The 13,323-nt window shown below is 63.4% G+C and carries 11 protein-coding genes; 6 read left to right on the top strand and 5 right to left on the bottom strand.

Going from position 1 to position 13,323, the window contains the following annotated elements; all coding sequences use genetic code 11:
* Positions 1-84: 84 nt before the first annotated feature.
* Complete coding sequence (locus tag ACIGJG_RS08590) at positions 85-1,098, bottom strand: AraC family transcriptional regulator (protein ID WP_011297830.1); 1,014 nt, start codon at positions 1,096-1,098, stop codon at positions 85-87.
* A gap of 131 nt (positions 1,099-1,229) precedes the next feature.
* Between ACIGJG_RS08590 and ACIGJG_RS08585 the strand changes: the two genes are divergently transcribed.
* On the top strand, positions 1,230-2,141 hold the full coding sequence (locus ACIGJG_RS08585; RefSeq protein ID WP_011297829.1) for a TauD/TfdA dioxygenase family protein: 912 nt from the start codon (positions 1,230-1,232) through the stop codon (positions 2,139-2,141).
* Positions 2,142-2,281: 140 nt separating this feature from the next.
* Here the strand turns inward: ACIGJG_RS08585 and ACIGJG_RS08580 are convergent, their stop codons facing one another.
* Positions 2,282-3,277, bottom strand: coding sequence for a Bug family tripartite tricarboxylate transporter substrate binding protein (locus tag ACIGJG_RS08580; RefSeq protein ID WP_011297828.1), 996 nt, complete (start codon positions 3,275-3,277; stop codon positions 2,282-2,284).
* Positions 3,278-3,472: 195 nt separating this feature from the next.
* Complete coding sequence (locus ACIGJG_RS08575; protein WP_235679868.1) at positions 3,473-4,429, bottom strand: LysR family transcriptional regulator; 957 nt, start codon at positions 4,427-4,429, stop codon at positions 3,473-3,475.
* Positions 4,430-4,498: 69 nt separating this feature from the next.
* On the opposite strand from ACIGJG_RS08575, the gene glaH reads away from it, so the two are divergent.
* The 4 genes from glaH (at position 4,499) to ACIGJG_RS08555 (ending at position 9,520) form a co-directional block, all read left to right on the top strand.
* Entirely contained in the window at positions 4,499-5,428 is a 930-nt protein-coding gene (glaH, locus tag ACIGJG_RS08570) for a glutarate dioxygenase GlaH (RefSeq protein WP_011297826.1), read from the top strand.
* Positions 5,429-5,494: 66 nt separating this feature from the next.
* Positions 5,495-6,742, top strand: a complete 1,248-nt coding sequence (locus tag ACIGJG_RS08565) for an alpha-hydroxy acid oxidase (RefSeq protein WP_011297825.1) — start codon at positions 5,495-5,497, stop codon at positions 6,740-6,742.
* A gap of 60 nt (positions 6,743-6,802) precedes the next feature.
* A complete protein-coding gene (locus tag ACIGJG_RS08560) occupies positions 6,803-7,816 on the top strand; it encodes a zinc-dependent alcohol dehydrogenase family protein (protein ID WP_011297824.1) in 1,014 nt (337 codons plus the stop codon).
* Positions 7,817-8,038: 222 nt separating this feature from the next.
* A complete protein-coding gene (locus ACIGJG_RS08555) occupies positions 8,039-9,520 on the top strand; it encodes an FAD-dependent oxidoreductase (protein ID WP_011297823.1) in 1,482 nt (493 codons plus the stop codon).
* 25 nt (positions 9,521-9,545) lie between these two features.
* Here ACIGJG_RS08555 and ACIGJG_RS08550 read toward each other — a convergent pair whose 3' ends face one another.
* A complete protein-coding gene (locus ACIGJG_RS08550) occupies positions 9,546-11,069 on the bottom strand; it encodes an amidase (protein WP_011297822.1) in 1,524 nt (507 codons plus the stop codon).
* 76 nt (positions 11,070-11,145) lie between these two features.
* Entirely contained in the window at positions 11,146-12,141 is a 996-nt protein-coding gene (locus tag ACIGJG_RS08545; protein ID WP_011297821.1) for a Bug family tripartite tricarboxylate transporter substrate binding protein, read from the bottom strand.
* A gap of 180 nt (positions 12,142-12,321) precedes the next feature.
* Between ACIGJG_RS08545 and ACIGJG_RS08540 the strand changes: the two genes are divergently transcribed.
* Positions 12,322-13,245: a LysR family transcriptional regulator gene (locus ACIGJG_RS08540; protein ID WP_041679598.1), complete on the top strand. Its 924-nt coding sequence runs from the start codon at positions 12,322-12,324 to the stop codon at positions 13,243-13,245.
* Positions 13,246-13,323: the final 78 nt, after the last annotated feature.

Raw genomic sequence — 13,323 nt, 5'->3', positions numbered from 1 at the left:
CCGCTGAAGCGGCAAGCCCTTGCCCATGCGGCCGGCCCTTGCGCCGGCCGCATTGCCATCCACGCTCATCCGAAAAGAAGCCGCCTATCGGCGCACGCTGCCGCGCGCGGCGCGGCTTTCCTTGGGACTGCAGCCAAACTGCGCGTGATACCAGCGCGAGAATCCGCTCGGCGCCGAGAACCCGAGCAAGGTCGCCACCTCGGTCAATGGGCGGTCGGTCTCGATGACATGGCGCGCCGCGAGTTCCGTGCGGATGTCGTTGACGACTGCTGAAAAGGGCTGACCCTCTTCCGCCAGCCGGCGTTGCACCGTGCGGCACCCGATACCCAAGTGCTCGGACACCTGCTCGATGCTGCACCGGCCGCTGGGCAGCAGCAACAGCACGATGCGGCGGACGTCCTCAAGCATGGTGGCCTGCTTCGACATGGCCGTGGCGTCGATCAACTGCTGCACATAGCGCGCCATGGCCGGATCGGCATACGGGTTGCGCGCGTCGAGATCGGCCTTCGTGCAGAGGATGCAGTTGAAGTCGTAGTTGAACTCGACGTTCGGGCCGAAAAAGCGCTGGTGCACACTGAGGTCGCGCGGCGCCGGGTGCTCGAAGCATACGCGCGCCGGCTCCCAGTCGTACCGGTGGAGTTGGCGTATCAACCGTACCATCACCCCGAGCGCCAGCTCGACCCTCTGGCGCGTGGGCTCATGCGCATGCCCAGCCATGACCACTTCGCGGATGATGACCAGATCGCCGCACTCCTCGATCGCCAGCGACAACGAACCGTTGAGCAACGCCTGATAGCGCATCAGCATCCGAAGCGAGTCACGCAGCGTCGGCTGGTCGCGGATGAGCAGCCCGACCGGACCGAGATTCGACAACAGGCGCGACTCGGCCATGCACAGCCCGAAACTCTCGTTGCCTGACTGGGTAGCGCACGCCTGAAGCAAGCGTCCGAGACGCTCCACGGGAATCATGACGTCCGGCTCGCGCAGCGCGCTCGGGCTCAGTCCCGCATCGAGCAGCATCCGCACCGGATCGAGGCCGCCGGCACGAGCGACCTCGTTAAAGTTCGTGAGGGCTGCGGCGCGGACAAGTGACGACATCGGAGGGGGCGGTGAGTGAGTCTTTGACAGCTAAGGATAAATGCCTGTCACGTAGTGTCAAGCGGGAAACGCCTGCAGCGCCCAAACTGAGAGGATCCGATCGGCCCGATCGATCACAGGAGACAACGTCCATGACCCAATCCCCAGACGCGGCCCCCGCCGTTGTCCGCGCAACTTCCCTGAGCAGTTCGATCCGGGTCGAGCCCCTCACTTGCACAATCGGTGCGGAGCTCAGCAACGTCAATCTGGGCGCGGCTGCCGAGGATGACGGGCAGATGGCCGAGATCCGCGCATTGCTCCTCAAGCATCGTGTGCTGTTCTTCCGCGACCAGGACATCACACGCGCGCAGCACGTGGCGTTTGCGAGCCGCTTCGGCAAGCTGGAAGACCACCCGGTGGTGGGCAGCCACCCCGATTACCCGGGACTGGTGCAGATCTACAAGACTCCGGACAGTCCGCCCGAGCGCAACGAGAACTCCTGGCACACCGATGCCACCTGGCGCGAAAAGCCGCCGCTGGGTTGCGTGCTGCGATGTATCGAATGCCCGCCCGTGGGCGGCGACACCATGTGGGTCAACATGGTCGAGGCCTATAACCAGTTGCCCGAAGAGATCAAGACGAAGATCGGCTCATTGCGCGCGCGCCACAGCATCGAGGCGAGCTTCGGTGCCGCGATGCCGATCGAAAAGCGTCTTGCGCTGAAGGCCCAGTACCCCGACGCCGAGCACCCGGTGGTGCGTATCCATCCGGAAACCGGAGAGAAGGTGCTGTTCGTCAACGGAAGCTTTACGACGCACTTCACCAACTACAACGTGCCGGCCAACGTGCGCTTCGGGCTGGACAAGTCACCAGGCGCCAGCAACCTGCTGAACTACCTGACCAGCCAGGCCATGATCCCCGAATACCAGGTGCGTTTTCGCTGGAAGAAGAACAGTGTCGCGTTCTGGGACAACCGCTCGACGCAGCATTACGCAGTGATGGACTACCCGCCGTGTCACCGGAAGATGGAGCGTACCGCCATCGTCGGTGATGCACCCGTTTGAACATCGACCCTGACAGTCACACATCGCTTCTACTCCCCCGGGCCTGCGCGACCGCGTGCCGGAAGCCGGGCTTGCGCTGGCTGATGGTTGCGCAAACCTGAGCCAAGCGCCGCGGCGAGTCCAGCGTAAATCCCTTCCCATCATTCCGGCTGGTAGTTGATCGACTTGAGCAGCGCGGCCTGTTGCTGGTAGGCCTGTTTCAGGTCCGCCATCATCTCTTCCGAGGTGACGGCATCGCCCTGCTCCATGCCCATTTCCTTGAGGCGGTTTTGCACCGCAGGCTGCTTGAAGTACGTCAGCGTAGCCTCCCGCACTTTTTGCTGGACTGCCGGAGCGACATCCGGACGGGACCAAACGGCGAACCAGCTTGCTTGCGCCAGTTGCGGGTAGCCGAGTTCCTTGAACGTAGGCACATCCGCCAGTCCGGAAATCCGGGTCGGATAGGCCACCGCAATCGCCTTGATCTTGCCCGCCTTGATCAGCGGCAATGAGGTCGTCACCCCATCGAACATCAGCGGCACGTGGCCGCCCATGAGGTCGTTCAATGCCGGCGGAGAGCCCTTGTAGCCCACATGCCGCATGGGTACGTGGGCGAGTTGTCCCAACAGCATGCCCGACGTGTGGCCCTTCAGCCCCGGCGCGTAAGACGCGAAGACGAGACCGTCCTTTTGCGATTTGCCGTAGTCCACCAATTGCTTCAGGTTGGAAACCGGCAGATCCTTGTTGGCTACCAGTACCAATCCCGTCCGGCTGACCTGGGCCAGCGGCTTCAGGTCGTCGAACGGCTTGTAATGGACCTTGTTGGCCAAAGGCGCTTCGCTCACGACGCCGCCCTGGATAACCAGAAGCGTATGGCCATCCTTGCCGGTGGACTGCAAGTCGGCGATTGCGAGCGCACCGGCGGCGCCAGCCTTGTTTTCGACGATCACCGGCTTGCCCCACGTCTTCTGCAGGCCTTCCGCGAGCAGCCGTGCCAGCGCGTCAGCGGTGCCGCCGGCGGGCCCGCCTACTACGAGGCGGATCGTTTTCGTTGGCCAATCATCCTGGGCCTGGGCCGAGGGAATCCACGCTGCAACACCGACACCGATCGCCAGGGCGTATCCGGTCCACCGGAAGTGATTGTTATGCTGCTTCATGTACATTCCTCTTGATTGCCGCGCTTTCTGTCGAGAAGGCTTTGTCGATGATTGGGGCTATTCTGCGAGGACACTGGGTCACCCCGCTTGGCCAATCGCGCCACGTTCTTGCCATTTCGCGCAAACAGAGGGAAAACCCTGCCAGAGCATGGCAGGCCGGAGTTTCCAATGACGACTTCTCCTGCCTGGGGAGGCCTACGAAGCGCTGACCTTGAACGTCTCAGTCCCAAGCTTCACGAACTCCCGTACGGCTGGCGATACTTCGCGGCGCCGGTAAGCCAGCGCCAGGTTCACCGAGAGCAGGAAGTCGCTGATCGGCTTGTAGATGACGCCCGGCTGGGAGAAGTTCTGCATCGACTCGGGTACGATGGCCATGCCATATCCCGCCGAGGCCAGGCATATCGCCGAGATGAAATCCTGCACGCGATATTCGAGGTGCGGTGTGAATCCTCCTGCTTTGCCCAAGGCCGATAACGCAGATCCGAACCCTTCCTCCTCGGCAAACTGTGGGACGATGAACGATTGATCGGCCAGTGCGCGTGCGGCAACCGTCGCGCGCCGTGCAAGGGGATGGCCTTCCGCCATGGCGGCCAGAAGACGTTCCGTCTGCAAGACTTTGCTGACCACGCCAGCCGGATAGAGCCGTCTCGGCCTGACGATTCCCACATCGATCTGCCCATCGCCAAGCGCTTCGAGTTGCCTTGGCGTATCCATCGGCACGATCTCGAGCCGGACCATCTCATGGGATTTCCGGAACGCGCTCAGCAACCTGGACAGCAGGCCGCTGCTGACGCCGGAAGCGACATAGCCAACACGGATCACGCCAGCCAGTCCTCTGGCCGCGAGGCGGCCGACCTGGTCGGCACGCTCGATGTGCCTCAACGCGGCGGCGGCCTCGGCCAGGAATAACTGCCCCGCATCCGTCAGTGACACTGGCTTTCTCTTGTTCCGATTCAGGAGCGTCACGCCCAGGTCTTGTTCCAGGCGCTGGATCTGGGTACTGAGCCCCGATTGTGCGACGCCTAACCGATCCGCCGCCTTTGCAAAGTGAAGTTCTTCCGCCACGGCAAGGAAGCACTGCAACTGACGTACGTCGATCATCGTTTTAATCGGAATATCGGAACAAAAATTACAGATTGACATCTGGATCATATCAAAGAATCCGGATGAAATAGCGCCATACCACTCATACCATCCGTACCACATCCCGGAGAATGACCGATGAATGCTCCGCTTCCCGCGGCATTGCTCGCCGCCAATGACCAGCCCCGCTTCCAGCTGTCCGGGCACCCGGATCACCATCGCATCGTGCATGTGACCATCGAACGTGACGCGCTGCTGGCGTTCCTCGAGGAAGTGCGCAAGATCGACGTACAGAATCTCGAGTACGTTCCCTTCATGCGCTACGAGCTCGCGAGCACGCTTGCCAGGCATGTCGGCGAGGACTTCGCGGCAACCGTCAACAGCATCGTGAAAGACCGGCATCACGGCGGCTTCACGGCAGGACTCCAGGATCTGACGTCCGACGCCGACGACTTCGTGCGCTTCGGCACTGCCATCGGCCATCTGCTGGGTCCGGGCAACCACGATGCGATGTCGGGCACCTACTATGCCCGCTTCGTGGTCAAGCATACGGACAACAGCGACTCCTATTTGCGCCAGGCCTACCGTCTCTTCACCATGCATACCGATGGCACTTTCGTCAGCGAAGCGACGGACTGGCTGTTGATGATGAAGTTTGCGGAACGCAACGCCGTGGGTGGCGAGTCCCGTTTCCTGCATCTGGACGACTGGGCAGACATCAACCGGTTTGTCAGCCACCGTCTCGGGACAAAGCCTTTCGTCTACAAGGCCCCGGGGTCCAAGAATGTCAGCGATACCGTCGAACGCCCGGTCTTCTTCCAGAACGAGTTCGGGCTGTCCATGTCGTTCATCGATCAATTCGTACAGCCTCGCAATCGTGAGGAAGCTGCATTCCTGAACGACCTGTCGACTTCCATGGAGGCTTCGCCGGGAACGAAGGAGGTGTCGCTGCCCGTTGGCGATCTGGTTGTCCTGAACAACTACTTTTACGTCCACGGCCGCGCGCCGTTCGAAAAGAACCCCTTGCTGTTCCGGGAACTGATGCGCCAGCGCGGGACATTCGCCTGAACATGTAATGGGTTCCGGCACGGCTGGCCGTGACAGCTGCCGGGCTGGACAGAGGCTTCAAACAAGATGACATCTCGAACAGAAGTTGCAGCAAGCCAGCTTGCACCAAGCGCCGGAATGCCAGCTACGGCTGCTAAGGCTGCTTATGGCGTCAACCGCCAGATTCATCGACGCTTGCGCCCTATCCTTTCACTCGCCGATTTTGAAACCGCCGCAAAGCGCGTGCTTCCGCGCCCGATCTTTGGCTACATTGCCGGGGCGGCGGAGGATGAAAAGTCGCTCGCCGCCAACCGGTCGGCATTCGACGCGGTCAGGTTTCGCCCCAGGGTCCTGGTCGACGTCTCTGGACGATCGCAAGCGACCGAGATCTTCGGGCAGCGCTACGCGTCTCCCTTTGGCATTGCGCCCGTCGGAATCAGCGCGATTGCCGCTTACCGTGGCGACGTGGTGCTGGCGCAAGCCGCGCGCGACGCGCAAATACCCGCCATCATGAGCGGCACGTCGCTGATTCCGATGGAAGAGGTCCACGCTGCCGCGCCCGGCACGTGGTTCCAGGCGTACCTGCCGGGCGATGCCCTGCGGCGGGACGCGCTGATCGAGCGGATTTGCGCGGCGGGATTCGGTACCCTGGTCCTGACCGTGGATATTCCCGTCTGGGCCAATCGGGAGAACAACGTCCGTACTGGCTTCTCGCTGCCCTTGCGGCCGTCTGTCCGCCTGGCATTTGATGGTGTGTCCCGTCCGCGCTGGCTGGCCGGGACGTTCGCCAGGACGCTTCTCACGAGCGGCATGCCGCATTTCGAGAATTCCTTTGCCACGCGCGGCGCACCGATCCTGTCGGCCTCGGCGATTCGCGACACAACAGGACGCGATCACCTGAACTGGATAGACATCGAACGCATCCGGCAAAGATGGCCCGGCAATCTGGTTATCAAGGGGATTTTGCACAAGGCTGATGCAGAGCGCGCTGTCGCGTTGGGCGCCGACGGCATCATCGTCTCGAATCACGGCGGCCGCCAACTGGACGGTGCCGTCGAGCCGCTTGCCGTACTGCCGGAAATCTGTGACAGCGTCGGGCACAATACCGCCGTCATGATGGACAGTGGTATCCGGCGCGGCGGTGATGTGCTGAAAGCCCTTGCATTGGGCGCCCGCTTTGTCTTCCTGGGGCGGCCCTTTATCTACGCAGCGTCCGTGGGTGGACCCGAGGGCGTTTGCCACGCCATCACGCTCTTGCGCGACGAAGTCGATCGAAACATGGCTATGCTTGGGGCGAACACCGTCGCCGACGTGAACCGTTCCGTCATTGTCTAGTTCCGTGCACCATTGAAGCCGCACCGGGCGGAATCGCGCCGGTCGCAAGAAGGGAATGCCATGACTCAAGCAAAAGCCATTTATCTCGATCCGCCGGCGGGTTTCGATCACATCGTCGTCGGCACCGCTGACGTTGCGCCGCCGGGGCCGGGCGAGATCACCGTCCGCATTCGGGCCAGCTCGCTCAATTATCACGACTACGCCGTGGTTTCCGGCCGCAGGAGCCTGACGGAACGACGCATTCCGATGGCGGACGGCGCCGGAGAAGTCACAGCTGTCGGCGCGGACGTCAAGGGTTTCTCGGTGGGCGACCATGTCGTCAGCACCTTCTTCCCGACGTGGCAGGACGGCGAGCCGCGATTGTGCGATTTCGCTACCGTCCCCGGAGATGGCGTCGACGGCTTTGCGCGCGACGCCGTGACGATGCCGCAAGATTGCTTCACGCTCGCGCCGCGCGGCTACAGCCATGCCGAGGCCGCGACGCTGACCACCGCCGGACTGACAGCCTGGCGGGCACTGTTTGTCGACGGCGCCCTGAAGCCCGGAGAGACCGTGCTGGTACTTGGGACCGGTGGCGTATCGGTCTTTGCCCTGCAGTTCGCCAAAGCGGCCGGCGCGCGCGTGATCGCCACTTCCTCGTCGGACGAGAAGCTCGACAGGCTTCGGGAGCTTGGCGCGGATTGCCTGATCAACTATCGCAAGACGGCGCAGTGGGGCGAGACCGTGCGTGATATGACGGACGGCGCCGGCGCCGACCATGTGATCGAGGTAGGCGGCGCCGCAACGCTGGATCAATCGATGACGGCAGCCCGTGTCGGCGGCCATATCGCCGTGATCGGCGCGCTGGGGAACGCGACCGCGCCGATTACTGTCACGCAGCTGCTGCGCAAGCATCTGCGTCTGACCGGCCTGCTCGTCGGGAGTCGCCGACACCAGCTTGACATGGTGCGTGCCCTCGATGCCACCGGCATCCGCCCGGTCATTGACCGCCACTTTCCGCTCGAATCCATGGCTGACGCGTTTCGCTACCAGGCGTCGAACCAGCATTTTGGCAAGATTGTGCTGGACATCTGAGCGGGCGTCTGCCTCGCTGAAGGACGCATGGTTACCATGCGCAGCCGCTGACTCCCTGGCATCAGTCCAGCCTGCCCGAAACATCGCCTAGTCCGATAAGACGATGAATGGCAACCCGCGGTCAAAGTAATGTCGGCTCGGGTTGCCGCAAGGCAACGTGGTGAAGCATCAACAAGCCCGGACACGACCCGTGTCCGTGGGCTCTTCTCACGAGGCTGATTCATGTCATTGGAGTTCTCCGTCACGCACCCCTGTCGCCTTGGGAACGTCCCGCAATGGGACATGGAAACCGACGTGGTCGTCGTCGGCTTTGGCGCGGCGGGCGCGTGTGCAGCCATCGAAGCTGCCCAAGCCGGCGCTGTGGTCACGCTGTTCGAGGTCGCTTCCGGCAGTGGCGGCACAAGCGCCTTGTCCGGGGGCGAGATTTACCTGGGCGGTGGCGGTGGTACGCCCGCTCAACAGCAGGCTGGCTTTGTCGACGATACCGAGGACCTGTACCGCTACCTGCTCATGGCAGGCGGCCCTGATGCCGACGAGCCGAAGGTTCGCACCTATGCAGACGGCAGCCGTGCTCACTATGACTGGCTGGTCGAACAGGGGCTGACCTACAAGAACACCTATCTGCCAGAGCGCATGCTTGAGCCGGAGACGGACGACTGCCTGATCTGGTCGGGCAGTGAGGAGGCATGGCCTTTTTCCGGCAACGCGAAGCCTTGCCCGCGCGGCCATACGCCGCAGTGGGCCGGCTGGGGCGGCGGCCGCATGCTGATGGACGTGCTGGCCGCGCGCGTCGTCAAGCTTGGCGTGGATGTGCGCTATGACAGCCGCGTCCTCGCGTTGATTGCCGATGAGGCGAACAACGTGCACGGGGTTGTCGTGCGCATCAACGGCCAGACGCGCTACGCACGCGCACGCAGCGGCGTCGTGCTTTGCGCCGGCGGGTTCGTGATGAATCGCGACATGGTCAGGCGACACGCACCCGGCCTGCTGCGCGCGAACGAGCCGATTGGCAGCCCCGGAGACGACGGCTCGGGCATCCTGATGGGAATCAGCGTGGGCGGCGCCGCGATACACATGGATCAGGGCTTCGTCAGCTTGCCCTTCTACGCGCCCGAATCGCTGATCAAGGGCGTGTTCGTCAATGAACGCGGCCAGCGCTTCATCAACGAGGACTGCTATCACGGCCGCATCGGCCACCACATCATGCAGCAGCTCGGCGACCGTATCTATCTGCTGGTAGATAGTGCCACGTATCAGCAGCCCGCTGAATTCACGCGCATCGGCATTGCCGCCGCTGGCGACACCTGGGAGGAAGTCGAGCATGATCTGGGCATGCCGGCGGGAACACTGAGCGCCACGGTGTCGAACTACAACCGGCACGCTGCCGACGGCGCTGATCCCCTGTTCCACAAAGCGGCGAAGTGGCTGAAACCGCTCGATGAACCGCCCTTTGTCGCGCTCGACTGCCGCGTCGACTATGCGTTCTATCCGCACTTCACGCTGGGAGGATTGGACACATTGCCCACTGGCCAGGTGCTCAGCGAGAAACGCGTACCGATCCACGGTCTTTATGCTGCCGGACGAACGTCGTGTGGATTGCCACGCTGGGGCGGCGGGTACAGCTCAGGGATGTCACTCGCGGATGCCACCTTCTTCGGCCGACAAGCCGGGCGGCACGCTGCCGCCTCGGCGAGCCGATCCTGAGCTCAACTGGTAGCGGGACGCGGATTCAAACCGCCGATACGCCGTTCGACTGCGTCGTCCCGCCAAAGGTGGGCGGCGCCGTCACGATGGAGCGAAGCGCGGGCACGGCCGGCACGATGGCATCGAGGTCGGGAATCGGACGGCACAGTGCTGGCGAGGCCGCAAAGGCGGTCTCCATCGCTTGCGCCACGCCGAGCGCCATGGCATCGCCGCGAAAGCCTCCGGTTATCTGCAGACCGAATGGCATGCTTTGCTCGTCCACGCCGCATGGCAATGAAATGGCCGGGTGTGTGGTCAGGGTGACCACATAGGTCAGTGCCAGCCAGCGGTAATAGTTCTCTTGCCGCTCGCCATTGATGATTTCCGCGAACAGGCGGGTCCACGGAAATGGCGAGACCGGCGTCGTCGGCGACAGGATGACGTCATAGTCCCGGTATGCCTGCTGGAAGCGTTGCAGGATCCGTGTCTGTTCGGCCTGGGCCCAGGCGCTGTCGCCGAGCGACATCTTCGCGCCCAGCTCATAGTTGGCGCGGGTGTTGGGCCCGAGGCTGCCGGGATCGCGCTGATAGGCCTCATGCAGGCTCGCGACGAAGCTCTCCGCGCGCAACACGTCAAAGCAGCGGTGCACATCGCCCAGATCGAAACTGACCTCATCGCAGGACTTGAAGAGGTGCCGCATTTCGGCGATCTTCGCGCGAAAGACGCGGCGGATGCCGTCGTCGACGCTGCAACTTCCAAAATCCTCTGTCCAGCCGACACGCAGGTCGGAAAGGTCGACGTGCTGCGGGGTCAGGAAGGCGCCAGGGTCGAGTTCATAGCTGAGCGGATCGGAGGCCGATGCACCCGCCGATGCTGCCAGCTGCAGGCAGGCGTCGGCGACCGTGCGGCCCATCGGGCCAACCACCGAAATCGGGGTCCAGCCCAACAGCTTGCGCGAGTTCGGCACGACGCCCGGCGAAGGCCGGAAGCCCACCACGCCGCACTTGGCCGCCGGGATACGCAGCGATCCTCCCGTATCGGACCCCGTACAGACCGGCAGAAAGCCTGCGGCCAGCGCCGCGGCCGAGCCGCCCGAGGAGCCCCCGGCGTTCAGGTTCGGATTGAACGGGTTGCCGGTGGCGCCCCATACCGCATTGCGGGAGTTTGCCCCCGCACCCATCTCCGGAATATTGGTCTTGCCAACCACGATGGCGCCGGCCGCGCGCAGGCGTGCCACAAGGACATTGTCCTGGCTGGGCACGTTGTCACGGTAAAGCGGCGAGCCATAAGTGGTGAGCAGCCCGGCGGTCGCCTCCAGATCCTTGACGCCCAGCGGCAGCCCGTGCAACAGGCCAAGCGGCTCGCCGCGCATGACGGCCTGCTCGGCCGCCCTCGCCTCCGTGCGCGCCCGCTCGTAGCAAGTCGCCGTGATCGCGTTGATGGCTGGGTTGTAGGTCTCGATACGGGCAATGCAGGCGTCCAGCAGCTCCACGGGAGAGATTTCGCGGGTGCCGATCAGCCGGCGAAGTTCGACTGCGGAGGCGGAAGTCAGCGAGTCCTTCGAGTACATGGGACGATAGTTTCCTGGAGCGGCCGCTGGGTTTGCCAGCGGCCCGGGACGTGGATCGGTGGGCGTTTGCGCAGGCTCAGTCGAGCTTGATATTGGAGCGCCGCGCTACCTCGCGCATTTGAGGCATCTCTTTCGCGATCAAGTCGCTGACTTGCTTGCCCGGCGCGTAGTGCGGTTCGATGCCGTTATCGTTCAGCTTTCGTTGCGTGTCCGGGGCGGCGAGGACTTCGGCCAGCGCTTTCTCGAGCCTGGCGTGGACCTCCGGCGGCAAACCGCGCGGGGCGACCAGCGCGATCCAGGTACTGGCGTCCATGCCGGGATAGCCGCTCTCGGCCACTGTCGGCACATCAGGCAGCAGCGCCGAACGCTTGGCCGTGGTGACGGCGATGGCCTTGACCTTGCCGCCCTTGACCTGCGGGAGGGCTGCGGCCACGGTATCGATGCTGAATGGGACCTGGCCGCCAATCAGGTCGGTCATGGCTGGTGAACTGCCTTTGTAGGGCACGTGCAGCAGCTTTGTGCCGGTGAGGCTCAGCAGCGCTTCGCCGGCAAAATGCGCGGTGGTTCCCGCCCCGAACGAGCCATAGGAATACTTGCCGGGATTCGCTTTGGCGGCGGCGACGAATTCCTTCAGGTTGTTGACCGGCACATCGCGGTTGGCCAGCAGGATCAGGCCGGTGGATCCGATCAGGCCAATCGGCTCGAAGTTCTTTTGCGGGTCATAAGGCAAGCGCGGATAGATGGCAGGGTTGACCGTGAAAGTCGTTCCGGACGTTGCCAGCAGGGTGTAGCCATCGGCGGCTGATTTCGCGACATAGCTGGCACCGACAATCGTGCCCGCGCCCGGGCGGTTGTCGACGACCACGGTCTGACCGAGCTTCTCGCCGAGCTTCTGGCCGATGATGCGGCCCACGACGTCGGTGGCGCCGCCCGGCGGAAACGGTAGCACCAGCTGGATCGACTTGGTGGGGTAGTTGCCTTGCGCGCTTGCCAGGGCAGGCGTCAGGGCCGCCCCCATGGCGAGTGCGCAGGCAGTCAGCACGGAAAGAGCGTGGTGGAGAGGAGGTCGCATCTCGATGCTCCGGCAAGGATGGGGATCGACTGTTGGCATGCAGTGGCGCCATGCCGTGTGTCACTATCCTACGGTCTCGCCAGCCTGAATTCGTGGCAATGTTTAGAACAATTGATTGCCGTTTCGGCAATCCGTAGAATGGACAGGCTGTCCCTATCGTCACTGTCAGCGTCAGTCCCCATGTCCTCCTATCGGATCCTTCAGGAAACCGCCGTTCGCTACTTCCTCGAAGTGGTACGCACCGGCTCGGTCAAGGATGCCGCGCTCAAGCTCAACGTGGCGCCGTCAGCGGTCAGCCGGCAGATTGCCAAGCTCGAAAGCGAGCTGGACACCCTGCTGTTCGACCGACGAGCGCGGGGTCTGGTCCCCAATGCCGCGGGCGAGTTGCTGGCCGCGTTCGCGAAGCGGTCGCTGCAGGACATCGAACGCGTCACGGGTGACATCCAGGCACTGCGGGGTCTGCGCGCAGGACGAGTGCGGCTGGCCAGCGTCGAGGGCATCGCGCACGAATTTCTTCCCACCCTGGCGGCAAGGTTCAGGGAGCAGCACACGGGCATTCGATTCGATCTGGATGTCTGCCTGCAGGGCGATGTCGCGCGGCGGATCCGCGACGGCGAGGCCGATATCGGGGTCACGCTGAGTGGACTGCCTGAACGGGAGATCGAGGTGGAACTTCGCCACCCTGCCCCCGTACTGGCGATCATGGCGCCCGACCACCCGCTCGCGGGGCAACGCCAGGTTTCGCTGTCGCAAGTCATTGCCTATCCACTCGCCTTGCCGCCGAAGGGCAGCTCGCTGCGGCAGCTGCTTGATACGAGCTGCAGCCGCCAGGACCTGCACTACCAGACGGTGTTTTCCAGCAATCATCTCGACGCGCTCGTAAGCTTCGTGGTGGCAGGCGGCGGCGCCATCAGCTTCTACGGGGAGTTGTCGATACGCGGGCGCCTGGAGTCCGGCACGATCGCCGCCGTGCCGTTGCGCGACCGGGAAATGAACGAGCGCTACATCGAGATCCAAACGCTGGCCAAGCGCAGCTTGCCCCCTGCGGCGCGCGCCTTCGTGCAGCAGTTGGTACAGACCATTACCGGTGTCGGCACCGCTTGATTGCCGAAATTGCAATCCATGGTTCTGTTAAATGCTGCGCAGGCATATTTCCTTCGGTTCGCGCGACACGGAGAATCT

The sequence above is a fragment of the Cupriavidus sp. C1SS-2L genome (assembly GCF_057073735.1).
Note: the sequence above shows the minus strand (reverse complement) of the source record. Positions and strands in the feature narration are given on the sequence as shown.

Coding starts and splice junctions, on each gene's coding strand:
- ACIGJG_RS08590 (WP_011297830.1), bottom strand. CDS start 1,098: ATGTCGTCACTTGTCCGCGCCGCAGCCCTCACGAACTTTAACGAGGTC.
- ACIGJG_RS08585 (WP_011297829.1), top strand. CDS start 1,230: ATGACCCAATCCCCAGACGCGGCCCCCGCCGTTGTCCGCGCAACTTCC.
- ACIGJG_RS08580 (WP_011297828.1), bottom strand. CDS start 3,277: ATGAAGCAGCATAACAATCACTTCCGGTGGACCGGATACGCCCTGGCG.
- ACIGJG_RS08575 (WP_235679868.1), bottom strand. CDS start 4,429: ATGATCCAGATGTCAATCTGTAATTTTTGTTCCGATATTCCGATTAAA.
- glaH (WP_011297826.1), top strand. CDS start 4,499: ATGAATGCTCCGCTTCCCGCGGCATTGCTCGCCGCCAATGACCAGCCC.
- ACIGJG_RS08565 (WP_011297825.1), top strand. CDS start 5,495: ATGACATCTCGAACAGAAGTTGCAGCAAGCCAGCTTGCACCAAGCGCC.
- ACIGJG_RS08560 (WP_011297824.1), top strand. CDS start 6,803: ATGACTCAAGCAAAAGCCATTTATCTCGATCCGCCGGCGGGTTTCGAT.
- ACIGJG_RS08555 (WP_011297823.1), top strand. CDS start 8,039: ATGTCATTGGAGTTCTCCGTCACGCACCCCTGTCGCCTTGGGAACGTC.
- ACIGJG_RS08550 (WP_011297822.1), bottom strand. CDS start 11,069: ATGTACTCGAAGGACTCGCTGACTTCCGCCTCCGCAGTCGAACTTCGC.
- ACIGJG_RS08545 (WP_011297821.1), bottom strand. CDS start 12,141: ATGCGACCTCCTCTCCACCACGCTCTTTCCGTGCTGACTGCCTGCGCA.
- ACIGJG_RS08540 (WP_041679598.1), top strand. CDS start 12,322: ATGTCCTCCTATCGGATCCTTCAGGAAACCGCCGTTCGCTACTTCCTC.